This is a genomic window from Faecalibacillus sp. MSK20_93 (assembly GCF_020589945.1).
GTDB classification, from domain to species: Bacteria; Bacillota_I; Bacilli_A; order Erysipelotrichales; family Coprobacillaceae; genus Faecalibacillus; species Faecalibacillus intestinalis.
Genome location: NZ_JAJDKA010000046.1, coordinates 1 through 24629, shown reverse-complemented (window position 1 = coordinate 24629; position 24629 = coordinate 1). Strand labels below are relative to the sequence as shown.

Sequence of the window (24629 nt, the reverse complement as noted above, 5' to 3'; positions counted from 1 at the left end):
TCTGGACGGGACTCGAACCCGCGACCTCCGCCGTGACAGGGCGGCATTCTAACCAACTGAACTACCAGACCAAAAGATAAAAATGGCGGAGATTGAGGGATTCGAACCCCCGCAGGACGTTAATCCTCTGCTGGTTTTCAAGACCAGTCCCTTCAGCCAGACTTGGGTAAATCTCCGTAATAAATAAATTGGTGGAGCCAAGCGGGATCGAACCGCTGACCCCCTGCGTGCAAGGCAGGTGCTCTCCCAGCTGAGCTATGGCCCCGATTTTTATAAATGGTCGGGAAGACAGGATTTGAACCTGCGACCCCCTGGTCCCAAACCAGGTGCACTACCAAGCTGTGCTACTTCCCGAAAAAAATGGCGCGCTAGGCAGGAATCGAACCCACAACCTCTTGATCCGTAGTCAAGCACTCTATCCAGTTGAGCTACTAGCGCATTTTCACAAATGGAGGTTCCTACCGGACTCGAACCGATGATGACAGAGTTGCAGTCTGTTGCCTTACCAACTTGGCCAAGGAACCATCCCTTGCTTTTTATTAACTTAAAGCTTGTTTATTATACTAATATATCAGCATAAAGTCAATACACATTTACTGTTTTTATAATTATTTTTTGCAATTATCCACAAATTCTTTAAATAGTTTTAAATGATCATCACTTTTTTTATAAATCATTTCTGGATGCCATTGATATCCTATCACATATTTTTTATCTGGTAGATAAACAGCTTCTACTAATCCATCATCAGAATAAGCCATTGGCTTTAATGCTGGAGCAAGTTGACAAATAGCTTGATGATGACAACTATTCACCATTAAAGTTTCTTGATTTAAGATGTCTTTTAAAGGTGTATTTTCAACAATTTTTACTTGGTGACTTGGATGATCATAAGGAGCAGGTTGTCGATGAATACATGTAGGATGAAATTGTTGATCTAAATCTTGATAGAGTGTTCCACCTAAACATGCATTTAATAACTGAATACCTCTACATATTCCTAAAACAGGCTTATCGGCCTCTAAAACATATTTTAATAGTTTTGGTTCCATTTCATCTCTTTTTTGATTTAGCTTTCCACAATATTTTGCTTTTTCTTGATGATAAATTGCTGGATTTAAATCATCCCCTCCCGCAAAAATAAATCCATCAAAATAATGAGTCGTTTCTTTTAAAGAAACATCATCATTAACTAAAGAAAGCATAACAGGAATACCACCTGCTTCAATAACCCCCTCCATATACCCTGGAAGCATCCATAAACTATCTCTTTCTTCATCATATAAAGGAACAATAGCAATTACTGGTTTATTCATTAAAGTACCTCTCTTTCATCTTTTTTAACATTATAGCATAACTTATGTTTTATGATATAATAAAAAACGAGGTGAAAAAAATGATTGATCAAGAACAAGCTGCTAGAACATTGATCAATTTGATTGATGTTGTTCATCAAGAAAATTGGGTCTTATTAAACAATGAAGATATGGCAAGTAAAACCGAAGAGTATTACATCAACTTCTTTAAAGAACATCATTTAGAAGAAGCAATCGATGAAATTAAAGCTGTGACAGAAAAAAACAAATCTTTTTTTCAAAGATTTGTTAATCATGAAGAAGTTAACGCTAAAGAAATGCGTGATTTTATGGAACCTTATCGTTTTATCAAAAGTAAATATATATTAAAGAAAAGCTCAAAGTCCTAAAACCTTGAGCTTTTATAATTAAAATTTACATTTTTCTAAATGCCAAATATCTTCTACATATTGTTCAATTGTACGATCAGATGAGAAGAATCCACTCTTAGCAATATTTACTAAGCAAATTCTAGCCCATTTAGCACGATCTTGATATAATTCTACAACATGGCTTTGTGCATTAGCATATGATTCGAAATCAGCTAATAAGAAGTACTCATCATTTTTATTCATTAATTCATCATGAATAATTTTAAATTCTTCTGGATTACTTGAGAAAGTACCATTAGTCAATGAATCAATAGCACGACGGATTTTTAAATCATTATTATAATAATCCCATGCACGATATTGATTATTTGCTTTTAAGTTTTTAACTTCTTCATCTTTTAAACCAAAGATTTCACAATTATCTAATCCTACTAATTCAGAAATTTCTACGTTAGCTCCATCTAAAGTACCTAAAGTAATAGCTCCATTCATCATGAATTTCATATTACCAGTACCACTTGCTTCTTTACCAGCAGTAGAGATTTGTTCTGAAACATCTGCAGCAGGCATAATTTTTTCTGCCAAAGTAACACCATAGTTTTCTAAGAAAACAACTTTTAAGTATTTATTTGTTTCAGGATCATTATTAACTACATCTCCAACTGCATTAATTAATTTAATAACTTTTTTAGCGAAGTAATAAGCACTTGCTGCTTTTGCTCCAAAGATGAAAGTATGTGGATAAATACGGAAATCTGGATTAGATTTCATTTCTTGATATAAATAAATAACATGTAAAATATTTAATAATTGTCTTTTATATGCATGTAATCTCTTAACTTGAACATCAAAGATACTATCTACATCTACTTCAATACCATTATGTTCTTTAATATAATCAGCTAAGATTTGTTTTCTTTCTTTTTTAACAGCTAAGAAACGATTTTGTAAAATCGGATCATCAACATGTTCCATTAAATTTTCTAATTGAGCTGGTTTTTTGATCCATCCTTTACCAATTGTTTCATTAATTAATTCACTTAATTGTGGATTACAATAAGCTAACCAACGACGATGAGTAACCCCATTTGTTTTATTATTAAATTTATTTGGATAAAGTACATTGAAATCATGTAATTCTCTTTCTTTTAAGATATCTGTATGAAGTCTTGCTACCCCATTGACACTAAAGCTTCCAGCAATTGCAAGTCTTGCCATATAAACAGTACCATCTCTTAAAATCATTGTACGATCAACTAAATTTTGATCATGATTACTTACTTCTTTAGCAAAACCTACAAAACGACGATGAATTTCTTCAATGATTTGATATACACGTGGTAATAATGTTTGCATTGTATTAATTGGCCAAGTTTCTAAAGCTTCAGCTAAGATCGTATGGTTTGTATAAGCAAATGTTTGTGTACAAATATCCCAGGCATCTTGCCATTCATAATTATGTTCATCAATTAATAAACGCATGAATTCAGGAATACATAATACTGGATGTGTATCATTTAATTGAATAACATGTTTTTCATGGAAATTATCTAATGATGGATAATTTCTTAAGTGCGCTTTGATGATTGCTTGGATACCTGCAGAACAGAAGAAATATTCTTGTTTTAAGCGTAACATTTTCCCTGCTGGTGTTGAATCATCTGGATATAAGTTTTGACAAATACTTCTAACATCTTCGATATATCTTTGGAAGTCATGGTTACTTGGGAAATCTTCACTAGGTTCCGCTGACCATAAACGTAAAGTATTTGTATTTACTGTATCATTTCCAATAACTGGTACATCATAAGGTACCGCATAGATTGTTTCAGCATCTACATGTTTCCATTTACCTTCATTTTCATCCCAAATCACTTTACCAAAGAACTTAACTGGTACTCTATGTTTTGGTTTACGAACTTCCCACATAAATCCAGTTTTCATCCATTGATCAGGTAATTCTACTTGATAACCATTTTCAATTTTTTGTTTAAATAAACCATATTCATAACGAATTGTATTTCCATGTCCTGGATAATCTAATGAAGCAAGTGAATCCATAAAGCATGCAGCTAAACGTCCAAGTCCCCCATTACCTAAACCAGCATCACTTTCTAATTCTTCTAAATCATGAATGTTGATTCCATAATCTTCTAAACCTTCTTTAGCGATTTCATAGATTCCAAGATTCATCATGTTATTTACTAATAGTCTTCCCATTAAAAATTCCATTGAGAAGTAATGCATTTGTTTTTGTTCATTATTTTGAACAACTGCTTTACTTGCTGCCCAGTTAACTGAGGCATAATCTCTTACCATTGTTTCAAGAACCATGAATTTTTCAGTAATATGGGCTTCTTCTACAGTACGCCCATAAGACTCAATAATTCTTCTTGAAAACTCGAATTTAAATTCTTCTTTATTTTTAAACATTTTCCCGTCTCCTCATAATACATTTACGTGTTCATCATACTTTATTTTGATATAATTGTCACGTTTTTAAAAATTTTTTATAGCGATGAAATCGCAACTTTTTCAAAAAAATAGAGTATCTAAACATCCGATGCTCTATTTTTGAACAACCTATTTTGTTTTCTTAACTACTTTTTTACGTGTTTTTGTTGAGGTTTCCTTTTTAGGTTTCACTTCAAAGATACATGCACTAAATGGTGCAAGTTTTACTTCAATATAATGATCTTTATTTAACAATTTTGTTTTTTTATTTGGTTTTGTTTTCTTAGAGCGAATTGCTCTTGGATTAATGATATTCTTTCCAGAATATACAGCTTGATCTGTATTTAAAATTTCTTTATAACTTCCTTCAATATTAACTGGTACTTTGTATTTTTCATGCGTATTACCAACAAAATTCATCACTGCGATAATCGCATTTCCTGCTTTATCTTTTCTTTCAATTGCGAAAACACATTGATCATGATCATCAACAACAAGCCATTCAAAGCCTTTTAAATCATAATCCATTTCATATAAAGCTGGATATTTCAAATAAATTTCATTGAGTTTTTGAGCGAAATGATGGAATGCATCATGATCAGGATATTTTAAAATATCCCATCCTAAAGATTTAGATTCATCCCATTCTTTATATTCAGCAAGTTCATTTCCCATAAAGTTCAATTTCTTACCAGGATGTAACATCATATAAACATACAATGCTTTTACTTGTGCCAATTTATCTCCATGTAATCCCCACATTTTATTAATAATCGTCGCTTTACCATGAACAACTTCATCATGCGAAAACTCAAGTAAGAATCTTTCAGAATAGAAATAAGCCATTGAGAATGTAATAAAGCGACTATCATATTGACGATAAACAGGATCTTCTTGGAAGTATTTCAATGTATCATTCATCCAACCTAAATCCCATTTATAATCAAATCCTAAACCATGTTCACCCACTGGTTTAGTAACACCTGGATAATCTGTTGAATCTTCTGCAATCATCATCACAGTTGGATGATACCCAGACATATGTCCATTTAAACGTTTCATCCATTCCATAGCACCAATATTTTCACCTAAGTTTTTATTACCTTCATAATAAATAAGATTACTTACAGCATCAAATCTAAAACCATCAATATGATAATATGTTGCAAAGAATTCTACAGAAGATAATAAGAAACTTCTTACTTCATTTTTACCTAAATCAAAATAAACACTATCCCATGGACTATAACGACGATTATAATCATTATAATCATAAACAAATCCACCATCATACATATGTAATCCATGTGAATCTTTAACGAAATGTGCTGGCACAAAGTCCATAATAACACCAATGCCTTCTTGGTGGCAGGCATCAATAAATTTCATTAATTGTTTAGGTTGACCATATCTCGATGTTGCACTATAAAAACCAGTTGCTTGATATCCCCAAGAACCATCAAATGGGAATTCAGTAAGTGGCATAACTTCTAAATGTGTATAGCCCATCTTTTTTACATAGGGAATAATTTCATCTATTAATTCTTCATAAGAATAATATTCACCATCGTCCCCTTCACCTTCACTTTCTCGCTTCATTTTCCATGAACCAAGAGAAGCTTCATATATATTAAGTGGGCAATCATAATTTTTAGTTCTATTTTTTATCCATTTGCTATCATGCCAACGATAACCTTCCATGTTATAAACCTTTGAAGCAGTTCCTGGTCTTAACTCACTAAAATAAGCATATGGATCTGCTTTATCAATAATATCTCCTTGAGGAGTTTCAAACCTAAACTTGTACATGTCAAATTCTTTGACACCTTCAACAAATATTGTATAAATACCACCATTATTATATTTTTCCATATAACAAGGTGTTTCACCCCATTGGTTAAATTCTCCTACAACTTGTGCACTTCTAGCATTCGGCGCATATGTTGTAAAACGTACACCTTTTTTACCTTCATGAGTTTCAAAATGTGCACCAAATATTTTATAAGCTTGTAAACAATTTCCATCATGGAAAGTGTGAATTAAAAAATTATCAAACATATATTTATCTCCCCTTTATGTCATTTATTATAACATATAAATGACCAACATTCACTAAAAAGTTAGCGCTTTCATTTTTGTTTGCTAAACTTTTTATCAAATAAAAAAAGAAGCTAACAGCTTTCCGCTATTTCTTCTTTTTTTCTACAATTTCTTTAATATAAAAAGCTAACATATACGGCATTTTTTCTTCAAATGAATCCAATTGACATTCTGTCAGTTCTTTTATCTTATTAAGTCGATAATTGATAGTATTACGATGCATATATAAGCTTTCAGCCATAGCTTTTTGATTACTATCGAATTTTAAATACTGATAAAGTGTTTCTTCTAATTGCATATTATGTTTTTGATCATAATCTATCAAAACACCTAACATACTACGATACATTTGTCTTAAAATACCTCGATCTTCAATAATAAACAATAATTGATAAACACCCATATCATCAAAATAAATTTGTGGATAATTAAATTGTTTAGCCATCTTACAAGCCGCAATAGCCCTTTTATAACTTAAAATCATATTTCTAAAATCCACCATCTTTGAGCCAATTCCTAAATGTAATGTATAATGCAAACGTTTTTTAGCTCTTTTATACATTTCATTAATAACTTCTACAAGAGCACTATCTTCTAAGTTATTAAAAATCATAATATAATAACCATCAAACCAGAAAAAACTATAATTTCCTTCAACTTTTTCAAAACATAATTCTAGCTGAAACTTAATACTTCTTCTTTCCATCATACCTAATTCTTCATCGGTTTCTACAGAAATAGCCATTACTTGAAAATCATTTTCCACATCAAAATCACCTGCTAATTTATTTCTAGACTCTTCAATAATTGCTGGATTAATCAGTGTGTCCATAACAGTTTGATTAATATACTTATCATCTCTTTCTGCACGTAAACAATGATATGAAAAATCTTTGATCATATCTGCAATATGCACTTCCCAAGGAACCACTAACAAAGGAAAACTTAATTCATTACAATAATCAATAATTTCTTGATCGATATCAAAAACATATTTTCCCGTATTGATAACAAGTCCCACACTATGATATTTAACAAGTTGTTCAATGAATTCTTTTAATTTCTTTTGGCTTTGAAATCCTAGACCTGTTGTTACAACTAGTTCTTTACCCCAAAGTTGTTGTAAAATCGTTTTATCTTCGACCATTTGTACCCAGGTCATGGCATTAGAACATCCATCCTCACCTGCAAGTAATGTCATTTTATAATTCTTTTTAAATTCTCTTAAAGCATCATCTATTGTAAATCCCATATCATCACCACCTTCTATTTTACACTATTTGTGCACATTGCACAAATACTTACGATTCTTTTTAGGATACTTGTCTCTACTCAATTCGTCATATTTCGCTATAATAAATGTGTAATAAAAAATGAAATGTAAATAAAAGAGATATCCCATAATATTTATATCTCTCATATATTTTACGATTTTCAGTAATAGTTTCCCAATATATTAATTTTTTATTACTCGATTCCCTATATATAAATAAAGAAGATCATTCCCCTAAATGATCTTTTTTATTTGTTTATGATTATTATCCTAAAAACACATTAGTTATGTTTCAAATGTGTTTTTTTATTAAAAAATACTCTAAAAACCTTATAAACTGTATATTTTCAACAAACTCATTTTGACATTAGCGTCATTTATTAAAAAAAGTAAGCGCTTTCTATGGATTTTGTAACATTTTTTTTGTATCATTATATATAGGGAATCCAAAGGAGGTATATTATGGATACATTGAATATCGAAAAATATGGTTTTAATCATACGGGAAACATTTTTAGAAACAATCCGCCTGGTGCGCTTGTAGAAAAAGCTTTACTTCATAAAGAAGGAAGACTTTCACGCGCTGGTGCTTTATGTATAGAAACTGGAGAAAGAACTGGTCGTTCTCCAGATGATAAATATATTGTTGATACACCTGCTGTTCATGATTTAATTGCTTGGGGAAATGTTAATCGTCCTGTTTCATCAGAAGTTTTTGACCAAGTTTATGATCAAATGATTCAATATTTAAATGATAAAGATTTATATATTTTTGATGGCTTTGCAGGAGCTAATCGTAAATATCAATATGGTTTTAGAGTTATCAATGAAAAAGCAAGTCAAAATTTATTTATTAGAAACTTACTTATTCGACCTAAAAAGGAACAATTAAAAGATTTTAAAGAAGACTTTTTGATTTTAGTTGCGCCTGGATGTAAAGTAGATTATAAAAAATTAGGATTAAATAGTGAAGCCGCTATTATGATCAATTTTGAAAAACAAATTATTTTAATTGCGGGCACAGGGTATTCTGGAGAAATCAAAAAATCTGTCTTCTGTGTTATGAACTATTTACTTCCACAAAAGAAGATTTTTACAATGCATTGTTCTGCCAATATGGGAATCGATGGTGATACAGCTTTATTCTTTGGATTATCAGGAACTGGAAAAACAACACTTTCAGCCGATCCAAACAGACGATTAATTGGTGATGATGAACATGGTTGGTCTAGAAATACAATCTTCAACTTTGAAGGTGGATGCTACGCTAAATGTATCAACCTTTCAAAAGAACATGAACCTGAAATTTGGAATGCCATCCGTTTTGGTGCTGTAACAGAAAATGTTAAATTATTTGAAGATACACGTATTATTAATTTTGATGATGGTTCTATTACAGAAAATACACGTGTTGGCTATCCAATTGATTATATTCCAAATACTGTTTCATCAGGAGTTGGACCTATTCCACGTACTATTTTCTTTTTAGCAGCAGATGCTTTTGGAGTTTTACCACCTATTTCTAAACTTGACCGTAACGCTGCTATCTATCACTTTGTTTCAGGTTATACAAGCAAACTTGCTGGAACTGAAAATGGTGTTACTGAACCAGAAGCAACATTTTCAACATGTTTTGGAGAACCATTTTTCCCATTAGATACAGCTTTATATGCTCACCAATTTGGACGTCGTGTAGAAAAATCAGGAGCTAATGTTTTCTTGATCAACACTGGATGGACTGGTGGCTCTTATGGTAAAGGGCATCGTATTCCATTAAAATATACACGTGCAATGATCAATGCTGCTTTAAATGGTGACTTAGATTTTGTGGAATATGTCAAAGAACCATTCTTTAATCTAAAAATCCCAAGAAGTTGTCCAGGTGTTCCAGCAGAAATGTTGAACCCTAAAAATACTTGGTCAAACAAACGCGAATATGATAAAACAGCTAAAAAGCTTACAAAAATGTTCCAAGAAAACTTTAAAAAATATGATTTACCTAGTACTGTTGTTAAAGCTGGACCTGGTATTCATAAATAAAAATAGCGGATATCTCATGAGATATCCGTTTTTGTATCATTTAATCATTTCTTTAATTATTTGTAAATTTTTGTTTTCTATTAATGCTTTAAAAATCTCGTTATATTGTGACAATGTTAAATTTTCTAACATTAAAATATCTTCTTGAGGATATTTACTTTTAAAAAGCATCAATGTATTTTCTTTGGCTTTAAGAAGTTCTCCTTCTTCTTTTCCTTCTTGTCGTATTCTTATCTTTTCTTGATGATGTTGTATCTTGACAAGCTGTCTTTTACTCGCTGCTAAAACAAGTTCTTCATCTTCATTGAACTGATCCATCTTTTCTTTCATCATGGTAACCACCTCACTGTTTAAAGCTATTATATCATCTGTTATCCCATGATATAAAGTATAAATAGCTAATTCTATCTTGCTTAGATTCTTAAGCCCTTTTTCTCTTACAACAGCATCAATAAATGGAAGATAGATATTGTGATGAGTCAGCAGATTATGCTTTCTGACATGGTTTAGTTGATTACGTGGCATATAAGTATCAATCAAGAGAAGATTGTCTCTATCAATATCATTGACAAAAAGAATGGTATAGACTTCATGGACATTTTCACTGTATAAGATATCTCCTCGATTGACTTGATGATCCATCATTCTAGCTCCATAGATTTGAAAACGATAATGAACTTCTTTAGTAAGAGCACTGTTTTGCATTTCAATGTCGATTAATTTTCCTTCATCTGTTTTCACTCTGACATCTAAGACCATATCTTTATCACTTAGATGTTCAGGATTGACTTCACTATTTAAGACAAAGAGTTCCTGACATTTAATACCCGTAATTCCTTCAATAATGACTTTAAGTAAATAATAACAGCGAGAATCATTGAGATCACTCAACATGAATTTAAAGACAAGGTCATTTTTAAAATCGGTAATTCTTTTAGGTTTGATTTTTGTTTCCATTGTTCCTCCCTCCATTATTTATATAGACAACAAAAATCATTTTTTCTTTTAAAAAATTAAAAAAACGAAATAATTTTCTTATTTCGTTAACATCTTTTTAGCTGCTTGATACATTTTTTCATAATTTACAGTTTCACAAGTTCTACAATATCCTATTTGTAAATCCATATTTTCAGAAATATCAGATAATTTCTTTTGTGAAAACATTCTTAGAAGTTCTTCTTTTCTTACATAAGCAAGTTCCTTAGACATCATATGATTAACAAAACATACAAATTCATCTTGATCAACACGCCCTAATATATCTATATTTTTAAAATTCATGGAAATGAAATCACTCATTTCTTTTACTAATTTATCTCCTCGATGACTTCCTTCTTGTTTGTACACTTCTTCTAAACCCTTTAGCTTAAATACAAACAAAATTTTTTGACCTGTTTTATTTTCATCTAATTTTTCATCAATAAGCCATTTAGCAGTATCAAATTTATATATCTTTGTTAAATCATCAATTTGTTGATTATTCATTAAAGATTCTCGTAATTTCTTTAATTCTTTCAATCTTAAATAATTACTTGCTGCATTTTTTACTCTTTGTAAAACTACTTCTTCATAAATAGGCTTTTGAATACAATCATAGATACCATAATCAAAAGCTTGTATTAAATCTTTAGGATTATCACTTGCTGTTAAAGCAACGATAGGAACTTGTGACAATCTTTTATTCTTTTTTATTTGTCTAATCAAATCCATTGTCCCTGGCGTAATTAAATCAATCAACATAACATCAAATTGATAATCTTCATCTTCAATTATTTTTTTAGCGTCAGCTATATTTTTTGATAATGTGATTTGAAAGTCATTTTCTAATAATTTTTGTAATAAAATCATATAAATCGTAGCATCTTCTACTAAGAATAATTTCATAAACATCACATTCCTCTCGCCTTTATTATATATCAAAAATATACTTTTTATAAAATAATTTAAATTAGTTTACATATAATAAAACGGTGGTAACTATGAAAAAAAGAAAAATACTTCTTATTGTATTTATTATTCTATCTATCGGTTTATTAATGGTCTATAGTTCTTCACATATATGGGCGCAATATAAAGAAAATGACAGCTTCTATTATTTTAAAAGACAAGCTATTTTTGTAATAGTCGGTCTTCTTTTACTTTTTTTCTTTTCTAAAATAGATTATCACCTCTATCAAAAACATAGTCTTAAAATTATTATTCTTGCTACAATTCTTTTAGTTCTAGTACTCATTCCTGGAGTAGGTATTGTCAGAGGTGGTTCAAGAAGTTGGTTTAATTTAGGACTTTTTGCCTTACAGCCTTCTGAAATCTATAAAATAGCGCTTATTATTTATGTCAGTGACTATATCAGCCATCATTATCACCAAATGAAAAAACTACGTTATTGTTTAAAACCACTTATTGTTATGGGAATCGGCTTTTTTCTTATTATGTTACAACCTGATTTTGGAAGTGGCTTTGTCATGTGTTGCAGTATTCTTTTAATGATTATTATTACCCCTTTCCCGTTTCGATATATTATTTTTTTAGGATTATCTGGAATTTTAATGATTATTTTAATGATTATTTCTGCTCCTTATCGAATGAAAAGAATTTTTGCTTTTTTAGATCCTTTTCAAGATCCATTAGGATCAGGATTTCAAATGATTCAATCACTCTATGCTATTGGTCCTGGAGGAATTTTAGGAAGTGGTTTTGATCAAAGCATTCAAAAACATTTTTATTTACCGGAACCACAAACAGACTTTATTTTTGCTATTTATTTAGAAGAATTCGGTTTTATAGGAGGGATTTTATTAATTCTTTTATATGCTTACTTATTTATTACTTGTTTCAATTATGCAAAAAAAGTAGACGATCTCTTTGGAAGTTTTTTAATGATCGGTATGACTTCCATGATTGGAATACAAACTATCATTAACTTAGGGGTCGTTGTTGGATTATTTCCTGTTACAGGTGTAACTTTACCTTTAATGTCTTATGGAGGGACTTCTTTACTTGTTACTTTGATTGAAATCGGTATTATGTATAATATTATCAAATCTATTTAAATATGGTATGATTTGAAAGAATGGATGTGATAATATGACAATTAAACTTTATGACAAAGATGCTTATCAGACAATTTTTGAAGCTCAAGTCATAACATGTACAAAAAGAGAAAATGATTATGATATTGTATTAGATCAAACTTTATTTTTTCCTGAAGAAGGTGGTCAAACTTGTGATCATGGTACTTTAAATGATGTTGAAGTCATTGATGTACAAATCATCAATCAAGAAATTCATCATTATACCAATGCTCCTCTTTCAGGAAGTGTTAAAGGAAAGATTGATTTCAATTATCGTTATAATAATATGCAAAATCATAGTGGTGAACATGTTTTATCAGGACTTGTAAAAAGCATGTTTGGTTTTGATAATAGTGGTTTTCATTTAAGTGACCGTGAAATTACAACGGATTATAACGGCTTTTTAAATGAACAACAGTTACAAATATTAGAAGCTAAGGCCAATGAAGTGATTTTAAATAACAAAGTCATTCATTGTTTCTATCCAGAGGATGCTGATCTTTACGATTATCGAAGCAAAAAAGAAATCAATGAAGCAATTCGTTTGGTAGAAATCGAAGGTGTAGATTGTTGCGCTTGTTGTGCCCCTCATGTACGTTCAACAAGTGAAATTGGCATGATTAAAATATTAAAAGCCATGAAACATAAAAATGGAATTCGTCTCTATTTTGTATGTGGCCATCGTGCTTTTGTAGATTATCAAGCTAAGCACCTACAAGCAATAAATATTTCTCAAAAGCTTTCATTACCACCTGATGACCTTGTAAAAGGTATTGATCAACTTTTAAACGAAAACAATCAATTAAAACAAGAACTTTCAAGCTTAAAAAAACAAATAATTGATCAACAAGTACAATCATTACCTCAGCAAGATCATTATTTAATTTTTACTAATAATCTAGATCGTTCTTTACAACAATATTATTTAAATCAATTATTTCCATTGTGTTCTAATTATGTAGCTATTTTTGTAGGAAAAGATGAAAATTATCGTTTTATAATTGCAAGTAACAATGACTCTAGAGAGCTTTTAAATAAGTTAAAAGGTCACTTTGAAATCAAAGGCGGCGGTAAAGCAAATATGGTTCAAGGGCAAATCAAAGGAAATCAAAAAACAATACAAGATATTTTAGAGAATAACTAAGGTTATTCTTTTTTGTTGTAACCGCTTTCTTATATAAAGAAATCATTGTATAATATAAATAGTTATATAAGAAAGGGGAATGTCTATGAATTTATATCACTCAAATAATATTGGAAATGTAGCTGTTTTAGGACATCTTGGTTCAGGAAAAACAAGCGTTATTGAAGCCATGGCAAAACGTGCAGGAATTTCTCAACAAATAGGAACTATTAGTCAAGGAACAACTATTTCTGACTATGACGTTGAAGAAATTAAACGTCAATCTTCAATTAATTTATCACTTATTCCCTTAGAATGGGATTATTGTAAAATTAATTTATTAGATACTCCTGGTAATTTTGATTATGTAGGAGAAGTAGAAGCTGCTTTACACGTTGCAGAATCAGCTGTCATTGTTGTTCCTTCTTATAAGGATATCAGTATTGGTACAAAGCAAGCCATGTTTAGAGCAAAAGATAAAGCTAAAATTATTTATATTAATGGCTTAGATAATCCAGATGCCAATTATAAAGAAAAATTAAATCAATTGAAAAAAGCCTATGGTAAAGGAATTGCACCAATTCAAGTTCCTATCATGGATCATGATAAAATGATAGGTTATATTAACGTAGCTAAAATGGAAGGTCGTATTTTTAAAGGAGAACATACAGAACCTTTCCCTATTCCTGAAGATATGATGGATGAAGTTATGCCTATCAAAGAAATGATTGATGAAGCTGTCGCTAATACAAATGATGATTTATTAGAAAAATTTCTAAATGAAGAACCTTTTACTAAAGAAGAAATTTCTTGGGCTTTACGTCAAGGAGTTATGAATCAAACATTGATTCCTGTTTTATGTGGAACAAGTAATATTGGTATTCAAATTTTATTAAATTCAATGGTTGCTTTCTTCCCTGCTGCAGGTGATACATGTAATTCTATCATTGTAGAAAATATTGATACACATGAAGAAGATATCATCGGTTTTAACGAAAGTCTACCACCTTCTTTATTCATTTTTAAAACAATTGTTGATCCTTTTGTAGGAAGAGAATCACTCTTTAAAGTTTGTACAGGTCGTATTCAAACAGGAATGTCTTTATTAAATGTCAATAAAAATGAAGTTGAAAAAGTGAATAAACTTTACATAAAAAGAGGAAAAGAACTTATTGAAGTTGATGAATTATGTGCTGGTGATATTGGATGTATGACAAAGCTTTCTCATTCTTCAACAAATGATACTTTATGTACATTAGATTATCGTATGAAATACCAACCTATTCATTTTTCTAAACCATATTATGGTAAAGCTATTCAACCTATTGGTAAAGCAAATGAAGAAAAGATTACTAGTGGTATTACAAGATTATTAGAAGAAGACCAAACTCTAAAATTTGAAAATAATCATGAAACAAAACAACAATGTATTTATGGTATTGGAGATATTCATTTAGAAAGTGTTGTTGCTAAATTAAAATCTAAATTTAAAATTGATGTTAAATTAAGTGATATGAAAGTTTCTTATCGTGAAACAATTCGTAAAAGTTATACTCAACGTACAAAGTTTAAAAAACAATCAGGTGGTCATGGTCAATATGGTGAAGTAGAAATTCTTTTTGAACCAACAAAAGATTATAGTCAATCTTATATATTTAAAGAAAAAGTATTTGGTGGGGCTGTCCCAAAAGCTTATTTCCCTGCTGTTGAAAAAGGATTGATTGAAAGTGTTAAAGAAGGAGTTATTGGTCATTATCCTGTTTTAGGTATACAAGCTACTTTATTAGATGGTTCTTATCATAGTGTAGATTCAAGTGAACAAGCTTTTAAAACAGCAACTATGATGTGTTTTAAAGAAGCGATGAAACATCTTGATCCATGTTTATTAGAACCTTATGTCATTTTAAATATTTATATTGATGAAGAATATTTAGGTGATTTGATGTCACATGTTAATAAAAAACGTGGTAAAGTCCTTGAAACTGATAGTTTAGACGATGGTTTAATCAAACTTGTTTGTCGTATTCCTCAAGTAGAAATATTAGAATTTGCGATTGATTTACGTTCTATTACTCAAGGTCAAGGGTTATATGATTATCATTTTGATGGTTATGAAATTGTTAATGATGATTTAGTAGAAAGATTATTGAAAAAATAAAACTTGATAAAGGTATTTAAGAAGTCCTGAGGGACTTCTTTTTTTGGACTATTTGTCCATTGAAAGGAGAAAAATAGAAAGATAAAATAATAAAAAAGAAGTCTATCCAGTAGGAAGTTTTGTGTTCTATACGGGAGATGAAGAATGGAACTTGCCAGAAACATTGAAAAGTATACCATCAGAGATGGAACCTTATATCAATGATTGGAGACTATCTGTTATCGACCTTAAAACAATGGATGCAAGAAAGCTTATGAATCGAAGATTAAGAGATGTCGTAGAAATTAATCAAAGTATGTTTGCAGGAAGTTATGAAGGATTAAGAGAAAATCGTAAAATTGAAACAGAAAGCTTCGTGATGGCAGCTACATTTACACGTACAAATATTAGAAGAGAAGATTTACCAGAAGGAGATGAAATCAATATGTGTAAGGCAATGGATCAATTATTTCAAAGATTTGAAAATCAAGGAATTGAAAAAGGAAAACTCAATACTTTAAAAGAACTGCTTAAAGTGAAACTAGGAACTTTATCAAGTCCTTTAGAAAAACAACTCACAAATACATCGCTAGAAAAATTAAATGTTCTTACATTAAATATCTTTAACATCAATAGTGAAGAAGATGTTTTAAAAATTATTCATTAAAAAAGAGAGTATGCTTTGTACTCTCTTATTTTTCATTTACATATTGTTTGAAAATTCTTCCTCTTTCTTCATAACCCTTGAATTCATCAAATGAACTTGTTGATGGAGAAAGTAAGATGATATCTCCTGGTTCACTTATTTCAAATGCTTTATTAACAGCATCTTTTAAAGTTTTTTCATAATAAGCATCTTGATGATGCATATCTTCTTTAAAACGTTTACCTGCTGCTCCAAAAGTCACGAGCTTTTTAATACATGAATTATAAGTAGACATTTCTTGTAAGTCTAATCCTTTATCAAAACCACCCATTAATAGAATAACTGGTTGTTTAAAAGCTTTTAAAGCAATAATACTTGCATCTGTATTTGTTGCTTTAGAATCATTATAAACTCTAACACCATTATATTCTCTAACGAATTCAATACGATGTTCAACCCCTTTAAAATGACTCACAACATCTTTAATCACTCGAGGACTTACTCCAGCAACTAAACAAATAGTAGTCGCAATCATAATATTTTGGACATTATGATCTCCTACAATCTTAATATCCTTTAAATCAATAATATGTTCCCCTCTAAAATAAATCGCTTGATCAATAATGCTACAATCAGCTGGTTTATTTAAAGATTGTGTTAAAACACAACAATAAACATGATATCTTTGTAAATATTCTTGTAAAGTTTCATCATCAATATTATTAACAAAAACTTCATCATCACTTTCACAATTTTCATAAATACGCATCTTAGAAGCATAATATTCATCTAATGAAGCCATATAATCTAAATGATCTGGTGTTAAATTAATAACAGTTGAAATTTCTGGTCTAAATTTATCAATATCTAGTAATTGGAAATTAGACATTTCAATAACAATATAATGATTTTCTTCTTCTAATAAATTATTTTCTAAAACAACATCACATAAAGGTTTACCAATATTACCCGCAAAATGAACATGTTCATATTGTGCTTTTAATATTTCATAAATCAAAGTAACAGTTGTTGTTTTACCATTTGTACCTGTAACAGCAATATAATGTTGTTTCTTAGCTACTTGATATGCTAACTCAATTTCTGTATAAACAGGAATACCTCTTTCTTTTAATCTTAAAATAAAAGGTTTATGATAATTAATTCCTGGATTTTTAACAACAAAATCAAAGTCTCTTTCAAAAAGCTCATCAGGATGTCCCCCTGCTACAATTTCAATTCCTGCATCTAAATATGCTTGATATCCTTCAATCTTTTCTAATTCTTTTCCTTCATTGATTGTAATTGTTGCATTTAACTTTTGTAATAACTTAACTGCTGCCTTACCACTTCTAGCAAGACCAATCACTAAAACCTTTTTCCCTGTTAACATTTTACATAACTCCTATCACAATAGCGATAATACCACAAATAAATCCAATAAACCAAAATGAAATCGTTACTTGTTGTTCAGACCAACCTAACATTTCAAAATGATGATGAATTGGTGCCATTTTAAAGACACGTTTTCCTCTTGTTTTAAAAGAAACAACTTGAATAATTACTGATAAAGTTTCCATTAAGAAGACACCACCAACAACAATTAACAATAATTCTTGTTTTGTTAGGATTGCTAAAATAGCTAAAAATCCACCAAGTCCAAGAGAACCTACATCTCCCATAAAAATACGTGCAGGATGATAGTTAAAATACATAAATCCAAGTAATGCTCCAACCATTGCTGTAGCATAACTTGCAATCGTATAATCTTTAATCATAATAGCATAGATGATAAATGGTGCAATTGCAACCATTGAAAGACCTGTCGCAAGACCATCCAAACCATCAGATAAATTAACACCATTACTTTCACCGGTAAACATAATAAATACTAAAACAGCATAGAACCAACCAAAATCAATATTTACTTTCACAATTGGAATAGTCACTTCTGTTGTAAAACCAGGTACAAAATTTTCTAGATACAAATAACATCCTACTGCCAAAATAGCTTGCATCAAGAATTTTTGCCATGCTTTCAATCCTTCATTTTGATGTTTTAAAATAATTAAAGCATCATCAATAAATCCAATTAAACTATAACCTACTAAAACAATTGTAATTAAAATCAAATTAGGATTTGTTATATTTTTATAATTTACAACAAACGCTGCAATCACTGCCGCTAAAACAAAAACAACACCACCCATTGTAGGTGTTCCACCTTTTTTCTTATGTGATTCTAATCCCTCTTCTCTTTCTACTTGTCCAAATTTCATTTTATGTAGAAATGGGATGACTTTAGGCATTGCAAGTAAAACTAATAGAAGTCCAATACCAAATGCCAACATTAACTTTATAAAGTTTTCCATAAACTTCATTCCCCTTCACTCTTTATTTCTTTTACACTATACCACACTTTTTTATCTCCTTCAAATTTCTAAAAAAAACGTTCTCTTTTTTTGAAAATTATCGTTTTTCTTATAAAAACACGTTAGAATTCACTTATTTTTATTTTTATTAATAAGGGGAAAATTATAAGAGAAAACAACACAAGTATGGAAAATCTTTACAAATTAGATGGTAAAGTTCCAATTTTAAAAGCAATTCTTTTTGGATTGAAGCATATCTTAGCAATGTTTGTTGCTAACCTTTCACCAATTACTTTAATTGGTCTTGCATCTGGTTTAAAACAAACAGAAATTGCATTTTTATTACAAAATGCAATGTTTATTGCAGGAATTGCAACTTTGATTCAATTATATCCTATTTGGAAAATCGGTTCACGTTTACCTATTGTTATGGGTGTCAGCTTTACTTTTGTAGCTATCTTAACCTATGTAGGTGCTACTTATGATTCATGGGTGCAGTTTTAATAGGTAGACTAATTGAAGGTTGCTTAGGACTACTTGCACGTTATTGGAAAAAAATTATTACACCAATCGTTGCTGCATCTGTTGTTACGTCCATTGGTTTTTCACTTTTTTCTGTTGGAACACGTTCTTTTGGTGGAGGTTACAGTGAAAGTTTTGGCTCTGCTAAAAATTTACTTTTAGGGATTATCACTTTAGCAGCTTGTTTATTATTTAATATTTTCGCAAAATCATATTGGAAACAATTATCTGTTTTATTTGGTTTAATTGTTGGCTATATTCTTGCTATTTTTATGGGAAAAGTAGATTTATCTGTTATTTTTAATGGTGGATTGATTACTTTACCTCATCTACTTCCTTTTAAAATAAAGTTTGATCTTGGCGCGATTATCGCTGTCGTCGTTATTTTCTTAGTTTCAGCTGCTGAAACGATTGGTGATACTCAACCCTTGTAAACTCAGGATTAAACCGTGAAGTTACAGAAGAAGAAATTTCTAGTTCTTTAGCTTGTGATGGTTTTTGTAGTTCTATTTCATCATGATTTGGTTGTCCACCGATTACTTCTTTTAGTCAAAATGTTGGTTCAATCAATATGACAAAATTCGTCAATCATTTTACGATTGCTACAGGAGCTATTTGTATGATTTTAGCCGGTTTACTTCCACCTATTGGTAATTTCTTTTCATCATTGCCTGAATCTGTTTTAGGTGGTTGTACAATTATGATGTTTGGTACTATTCTTACAAGTGGAATTGAAATGATTTCTAAAGCTGTATTTAATCAAAGAAATGTAACAATTGTTGCTTTATCATTAACTGTTGGAATTGGATTTACTTCAGGAACAGAAGCTAATATTGGGCATATTTTTCCACAAATCATTCAAGATGTTTTTGCTGGAAATTGCGTTGCTGTTGTTTTTGTTGTTTCAATTATTCTAAGTCTTGTTTTACCTAAAGATATGGATATTAAAAAGATAAAATAAAAATACGCTTTTGCGTATTTTTATTATTGGATCGTTCCAATTTCAAGTGATTTGATTTTTTCAACAATCATATCCATTGCTGTACCTTCATCTTCACCTTCTACAACAATTTCAATTTTTGCCTTATGAGGAATTCCAAGAGACAAAACACCCATTAAAGACTTCATATTTACTGATTTTTCATTATAATTGAGCGTCACATGACTTTTATAAAGTTTAACCGCATCCACTAATTCAGTAGCTGGAGAAGCATAAAGACCTACAGGATTTGTAATTTCAATATTCACTTTTTTTGCCATAATAATCTCCCCTTTTCTATATATTTATTATAGCACGTTTTTACTGATTTGATTTACCTTTTTTCAATAATAACAACATATGGCGAATTGTTTTTATTCATCATCTCAAACTTTGCTACATTATATAGTTTATGATCTAAAGTACGAAAATATGCATCCAAATTTGTACTTTCTTTCCCTTGATCATGTCCAATATAAACAACCACATACAAACATCCACCTTTGACTAAATGTTCCAAAGCTTTTTTTATTGTTTTTAAGGTTGTTTCATACTGTGTTACACATTCATGATTGCCACCTGGTAAATAACCTAGATTAAAAATTCCAACCTCAAAATCTCGAACATCTTCATCAAAATATTCATGACTTTTTAAAAATAAAGTAATATTCTTTTTTCTCTTTACTAATTCTTTTGTATTATTTAACGCTAATGATTGAATATCATAACTATAAACATGATGACAATAATCACTTAAAAACAGTGTATCATGACCATTTCCCATCGTAAAATCAATCCCGTTTTGATATTTATGTTTTTTTATCCTTTGATGTACAAACTCAATCATAGATTCCATTTTCTTCACCTCTTATTTTTTACCATAAAATTCTTTTGGACAATCCACCTTAAATTCATATTTCTTTTTAGTAACAGGATGAATAAAACCAAATGCATGTGCATGTAATCCAAGCCTTCTCAGTGGATTCGTTGTTGCTCCATATTTTTTATCGCCAACAATTGGATGATGAATATTTGATAATTGAACTCTGATTTGATTTTTTCTACCTGTATCTAATTGTATTTCTAAAAGGGTTTGGTTTTTCATTTCTTTAATAGCTTTATAATGCGTAATCGCAAGTTTCCCTTTTTCTTTACTTGTAACATAAACTTGTTGACTTCTACTTTCTGCCAAATAGTTTTTTAATGTTCCATTTTTTAAGCCTTTACCTTCTACTAAAGCCATATAGCCTCTTAAATAAACGATTTTATTCCAATCTTTTTGTAATAAATCTCTTATTTTTTCATTTTTACAAAGCATTAAAACACCAGATGTTTCTCGATCTAAACGATGAACAATAAATACTTTTTGTTTTCTGTCTTGTTTTTTTAAATATTCACTTACATAATGATAAGCTGTTTTTTCTTTTTCTTTACCATCTGACATGCTTAATAAACCAGAAGGTTTATTGATTACAACAAATTCTTGATCTTCATATAAAATCTCTAATGAAGATGTATTTTCTTTTTTGATTTCTACTTGGTCATTTTCATGTAATAAATAATCAAACTGACTAATTTGTTGGTTATTTACATAAACTTGTTTATATTTTAATAAGTTTTTAGCATTTTTGCGATTATAAGATAATAATAGATAATCCATTAATAACATTTCTTTTTTTACTTTCATTTTTTCTCCTAAAAAAATGCAAAGAAATCTTTGCATTTTACATTCTTACAATATTTTGTGAATTCAATAAAACAAGTATTGATTCTAAAATATAAATTAAACAAGCTACCCACCAAGGAATAAATGAAATAACTGCTAATAATACAACAAGCAAGCTAATCACAATCCCAATAAAAGTATTTCCAATATTAATACTCTTTTGTTTTCTAGCTATTTTTAATAAATCAATAATTGTATCAAAATTAGAATCCGTCAACATAATATCACTATTACGTTGTACTTTTTCATTATGAACACCACCACGAGAAATGGCAACAGACGCCTTTTGAAGTAAAGCAATATCTTTATCACAATCTCCAATATAAGCAACAGGTCCAGCAACAAGTGTTTTATCCATAACTTTTAATTTTTGTTCAACACTATAATTGTTATAAATTGTATATTCATCATTTTCTAAATCAACCGGTCCGTCATTAAAAATAATCAATGATTTATGTAATCCTTTGATTTTTTCAAAAAGATCCATTTCTTCTTCTGTTGTTTCAATACCATCAAAACGATCATAGATAATTGTTGTACATGTATTTAAATCATCCAACTCGCTATTTTCTTTAATCGCAATTTTTTTAGAGAATGCTTTAGCTATTCCCGCAAGTAAAGTAAAGGATGCTCCTTGAACATAGGCAAAACTTCCAGAAACAGTCAACATAATAATTCCTAAATACATATATTTTAAATTATCTGTTAAATTTATTAATGGTAAAACAACACAGCATACTAAACCAACAATAATTAAAGCTTTAGAATAAACATCAGAAACTTTAAAAATAATTTTTTCTGTATGTGATGAAGACATTGGTGCATTCATCGCAATATCTAAAACTTTAGACATTGCTGAATCTTCATATAAAGCTGTTGTTTTTACATGTAAATATCCTTCTGTAACAACAGTTCCACTATAAACTTCATTTCCAATTTTAGATTTAATACATACATCACTACCATCAATGGCATAAACATCCAATTTAGCATTTCCCTTAATAATTTTACCACCTAAAGGAATGGTTTCACCCTCATTGATAACGATAACATCTCCAATATCAAAGTTACCTAAAGGAATCATTTCTTCTTTTCCTTTACGTAACCTTCTTCCTAAGTTTTGATGCGCTACTAAATCATCGATCTTTTCCATAGACCATTGTGTTACTTGCATAATCAATTGTTTACCAGCTTGATACATGATAGAAACAACCAACGCTTCAATAAATGCTCCATAGATCCATCCCATAAAACAAGCTAATAAAAAGATATTATTTTCTGATAAATAATTTTTTAACTGTAAATCTCTTTTAGCTTCAACAAGTACTTTTTCATTACAAATAAGTAAAGCTATCATCCATCCTACATAAGTTAAAAATGAAGTATCTCCAAAAGTAACCAATCCAAGTGCAATACCTACACATAATAAAGCAATTCTTGCATACTTTTGTACATATTTTTCATTAAATAAATCTTGTGATTTAAAGGGCTTTTTCCATTGTTCTACTTGTATTTCAGGATTAACATTTTCAACAATACGTGAAATACGAGGTAATGCTTTTGCTGAAGTTGTTAATGTTAAAAGTTTGTTTTGAAAATCTAATTGAACATTTTCATAAACACTATATTTAGAAAGAATGTTTTGTATTTCGTGTGCATCTTTTTCACTTTCCAAATTCGTAAACATGAAGATTTTTTCTACTTTTGCTTGATTAGAAACATACTCTCTTTTCTTTCGATTGACCATTTCTTGAAGTACATAATCCATCTTTGATTCATCTAAATAGTTTTGTATATTATCTGGTCGTGCACAATTAAACGAAATAGAATCCTTATTTATTTTAATATGTGACACTTCTTGCATACTATTTAACTTTAAAGATAAAGCATTAATATCATCATTACTTACATGATCAATATAATATACACGTTCCATATTCTTTACTCCTTTTTATGCAACTTATTTTATCATACTTCTTATAAAATTCAAAATTCCTACTTTCCTTCATTCGTCTTTTTATGTTTGATAATCAAAAAATTTTGATGGAATTCTTTTTCTGTACAAGATAAAGTGAACTCATCACCATATACTTTATAATAAAGTTGTTCATTTATTTCTCCTTTAATAACACAATCATAGATTGCTCCTTTTTCAAATAAAGTATTTTCTTCTTTTCCAATAATGATGTTCATTGACTTTATACATCTACATAAACATCTTTTCCCTGAATTTGCGATGATAATCACCTCATTTCTTTATTATTGTACATCAGCTTTCTATTTATGACAAACTTCCTTTGAATATGATATAATAAATGATGAATAAGCAAAGGGGGCATTTTATGAAAATAAAAAAATTATTTATTTTTTTTATTTCTACAATTACATGTCTTTTTTGTATTACCGGCTGTTCAAACAATGATTCAAAAAAGGAATCAAAAAAACCCGTCTTTAGAAGTTATCACTATATTTTTTAGAACTACATTTAAACCATTTCTT

Annotated in this window: 22 protein-coding genes and 5 tRNA genes; 9 read left to right on the top strand and 18 right to left on the bottom strand. The window is 29.7% G+C overall.

Annotated elements, in window-relative coordinates:
* Nucleotides 1-83: 83 nt before the first annotated feature.
* From LJD34_RS11980 to LJD34_RS11955, 6 genes are all read right to left on the bottom strand, one after another.
* A tRNA-Ser gene (locus LJD34_RS11980) sits at nucleotides 84-176 on the bottom strand.
* A 13-nt stretch (nucleotides 177-189) separates the two neighbouring features.
* Nucleotides 190-265 (bottom strand) — tRNA-Ala (locus tag LJD34_RS11975).
* Nucleotides 266-277: 12 nt separating this feature from the next.
* A tRNA-Pro gene (locus tag LJD34_RS11970) sits at nucleotides 278-354 on the bottom strand.
* Nucleotides 355-361: 7 nt separating this feature from the next.
* Nucleotides 362-438, bottom strand: a tRNA-Arg gene (locus LJD34_RS11965).
* A gap of 11 nt (nucleotides 439-449) precedes the next feature.
* Nucleotides 450-524 (bottom strand) — tRNA-Cys (locus LJD34_RS11960).
* A gap of 84 nt (nucleotides 525-608) precedes the next feature.
* Nucleotides 609-1316 carry a gamma-glutamyl-gamma-aminobutyrate hydrolase family protein gene (locus LJD34_RS11955; RefSeq protein WP_227359977.1) on the bottom strand — a complete coding sequence of 236 codons (708 nt, stop codon included), beginning with the start codon at nucleotides 1314-1316 and terminating at the stop codon, nucleotides 609-611.
* Nucleotides 1317-1396: 80 nt separating this feature from the next.
* On the opposite strand from LJD34_RS11955, the gene LJD34_RS11950 reads away from it, so the two are divergent.
* Nucleotides 1397-1705 carry a hypothetical protein gene (locus LJD34_RS11950; protein ID WP_227359976.1) on the top strand — a complete coding sequence of 103 codons (309 nt, stop codon included), beginning with the start codon at nucleotides 1397-1399 and terminating at the stop codon, nucleotides 1703-1705.
* Nucleotides 1706-1723: 18 nt separating this feature from the next.
* On the opposite strand, the gene LJD34_RS11945 is transcribed toward LJD34_RS11950, so the two are convergent.
* From LJD34_RS11945 to LJD34_RS11935, 3 genes are all read right to left on the bottom strand, one after another.
* Entirely contained in the window at nucleotides 1724-4120 is a 2397-nt protein-coding gene (locus LJD34_RS11945; protein ID WP_227359975.1) for a glycogen/starch/alpha-glucan phosphorylase, read from the bottom strand.
* A gap of 150 nt (nucleotides 4121-4270) precedes the next feature.
* Nucleotides 4271-6199 carry a 1,4-alpha-glucan branching protein GlgB gene (gene glgB / locus LJD34_RS11940; protein WP_227359974.1) on the bottom strand — a complete coding sequence of 643 codons (1929 nt, stop codon included), beginning with the start codon at nucleotides 6197-6199 and terminating at the stop codon, nucleotides 4271-4273.
* A gap of 127 nt (nucleotides 6200-6326) precedes the next feature.
* Entirely contained in the window at nucleotides 6327-7493 is a 1167-nt protein-coding gene (locus LJD34_RS11935) for a PucR family transcriptional regulator (RefSeq protein ID WP_227359972.1), read from the bottom strand.
* 483 nt (nucleotides 7494-7976) lie between these two features.
* Here LJD34_RS11935 and pckA point away from each other — a divergent pair, with 483 nt between their 5' ends.
* Nucleotides 7977-9554, top strand: coding sequence for a phosphoenolpyruvate carboxykinase (ATP) (pckA, locus tag LJD34_RS11930; protein ID WP_119362801.1), 1578 nt, complete (start codon nucleotides 7977-7979; stop codon nucleotides 9552-9554).
* A 36-nt stretch (nucleotides 9555-9590) separates the two neighbouring features.
* Here the strand turns inward: pckA and LJD34_RS11925 are convergent, their stop codons facing one another.
* Together LJD34_RS11925 and LJD34_RS11920 are read right to left on the bottom strand one after the other, a co-directional pair.
* On the bottom strand, nucleotides 9591-10511 hold the full coding sequence (locus tag LJD34_RS11925; protein WP_175301842.1) for a PD-(D/E)XK nuclease family transposase: 921 nt from the start codon (nucleotides 10509-10511) through the stop codon (nucleotides 9591-9593).
* A gap of 78 nt (nucleotides 10512-10589) precedes the next feature.
* Complete coding sequence (locus LJD34_RS11920; protein ID WP_032089526.1) at nucleotides 10590-11444, bottom strand: response regulator; 855 nt, start codon at nucleotides 11442-11444, stop codon at nucleotides 10590-10592.
* 89 nt (nucleotides 11445-11533) lie between these two features.
* Between LJD34_RS11920 and ftsW the strand changes: the two genes are divergently transcribed.
* The 4 genes from ftsW to LJD34_RS11900 all read left to right on the top strand — a co-directional run bounded on the left by ftsW (nucleotide 11534) and on the right by LJD34_RS11900 (nucleotide 16555).
* On the top strand, nucleotides 11534-12607 hold the full coding sequence (gene ftsW / locus LJD34_RS11915) for a putative lipid II flippase FtsW (RefSeq protein ID WP_117788878.1): 1074 nt from the start codon (nucleotides 11534-11536) through the stop codon (nucleotides 12605-12607).
* Between the two features lie 34 nt (nucleotides 12608-12641).
* Nucleotides 12642-13772, top strand: a complete 1131-nt coding sequence (locus LJD34_RS11910; protein WP_227359971.1) for an alanyl-tRNA editing protein — start codon at nucleotides 12642-12644, stop codon at nucleotides 13770-13772.
* Between the two features lie 85 nt (nucleotides 13773-13857).
* On the top strand, nucleotides 13858-15909 hold the full coding sequence (locus tag LJD34_RS11905; RefSeq protein WP_227359970.1) for an elongation factor G: 2052 nt from the start codon (nucleotides 13858-13860) through the stop codon (nucleotides 15907-15909).
* A 121-nt stretch (nucleotides 15910-16030) separates the two neighbouring features.
* On the top strand, nucleotides 16031-16555 hold the full coding sequence (locus LJD34_RS11900; RefSeq protein WP_117480798.1) for a hypothetical protein: 525 nt from the start codon (nucleotides 16031-16033) through the stop codon (nucleotides 16553-16555).
* A 25-nt stretch (nucleotides 16556-16580) separates the two neighbouring features.
* On the opposite strand, the gene murD is transcribed toward LJD34_RS11900, so the two are convergent.
* Together murD and mraY are read right to left on the bottom strand one after the other, a co-directional pair.
* Nucleotides 16581-17924 (bottom strand): UDP-N-acetylmuramoyl-L-alanine--D-glutamate ligase, encoded by a 1344-nt coding sequence (gene murD / locus LJD34_RS11895; protein ID WP_107030440.1) that lies wholly within the window; start codon nucleotides 17922-17924, stop codon nucleotides 16581-16583.
* Between the two features lies 1 nt (nucleotide 17925).
* The gene (mraY, locus tag LJD34_RS11890; protein WP_032089521.1) at nucleotides 17926-18903 is read right to left on the bottom strand and encodes a phospho-N-acetylmuramoyl-pentapeptide-transferase; all 978 of its coding nucleotides are present in this window, start codon (nucleotides 18901-18903) and stop codon (nucleotides 17926-17928) included.
* Between the two features lie 186 nt (nucleotides 18904-19089).
* Between mraY and LJD34_RS16490 the strand changes: the two genes are divergently transcribed.
* The 3 genes from LJD34_RS16490 to LJD34_RS16480 all read left to right on the top strand — a co-directional run bounded on the left by LJD34_RS16490 (nucleotide 19090) and on the right by LJD34_RS16480 (nucleotide 20386).
* Nucleotides 19090-19407: a solute carrier family 23 protein gene (locus LJD34_RS16490; RefSeq protein WP_264474820.1), complete on the top strand. Its 318-nt coding sequence runs from the start codon at nucleotides 19090-19092 to the stop codon at nucleotides 19405-19407.
* The gene (locus LJD34_RS16485) at nucleotides 19392-19859 is read left to right on the top strand and encodes a solute carrier family 23 protein (protein ID WP_264474819.1); all 468 of its coding nucleotides are present in this window, start codon (nucleotides 19392-19394) and stop codon (nucleotides 19857-19859) included. The genes LJD34_RS16490 and LJD34_RS16485 overlap by 16 nt, the downstream gene beginning before the upstream one ends.
* A gap of 137 nt (nucleotides 19860-19996) precedes the next feature.
* On the top strand, nucleotides 19997-20386 hold the full coding sequence (locus tag LJD34_RS16480) for a solute carrier family 23 protein (protein ID WP_264474818.1): 390 nt from the start codon (nucleotides 19997-19999) through the stop codon (nucleotides 20384-20386).
* Nucleotides 20387-20409: 23 nt separating this feature from the next.
* Here the strand turns inward: LJD34_RS16480 and LJD34_RS11880 are convergent, their stop codons facing one another.
* From LJD34_RS11880 to LJD34_RS11860, 5 genes are read right to left on the bottom strand one after another with little or no spacing between them, the layout of a single operon-like run.
* Nucleotides 20410-20685 carry an HPr family phosphocarrier protein gene (locus tag LJD34_RS11880; protein ID WP_022001414.1) on the bottom strand — a complete coding sequence of 92 codons (276 nt, stop codon included), beginning with the start codon at nucleotides 20683-20685 and terminating at the stop codon, nucleotides 20410-20412.
* 53 nt (nucleotides 20686-20738) lie between these two features.
* Nucleotides 20739-21260 carry a tRNA (mnm(5)s(2)U34)-methyltransferase gene (locus tag LJD34_RS11875; RefSeq protein WP_032089520.1) on the bottom strand — a complete coding sequence of 174 codons (522 nt, stop codon included), beginning with the start codon at nucleotides 21258-21260 and terminating at the stop codon, nucleotides 20739-20741.
* 12 nt (nucleotides 21261-21272) lie between these two features.
* Complete coding sequence (locus LJD34_RS11870; RefSeq protein WP_227359969.1) at nucleotides 21273-22091, bottom strand: RluA family pseudouridine synthase; 819 nt, start codon at nucleotides 22089-22091, stop codon at nucleotides 21273-21275.
* A gap of 37 nt (nucleotides 22092-22128) precedes the next feature.
* On the bottom strand, nucleotides 22129-24066 hold the full coding sequence (locus LJD34_RS11865; protein WP_227359968.1) for a hypothetical protein: 1938 nt from the start codon (nucleotides 24064-24066) through the stop codon (nucleotides 22129-22131).
* Between the two features lie 59 nt (nucleotides 24067-24125).
* Nucleotides 24126-24323 (bottom strand): hypothetical protein, encoded by a 198-nt coding sequence (locus tag LJD34_RS11860; protein ID WP_022001418.1) that lies wholly within the window; start codon nucleotides 24321-24323, stop codon nucleotides 24126-24128.
* Nucleotides 24324-24629: the final 306 nt, after the last annotated feature.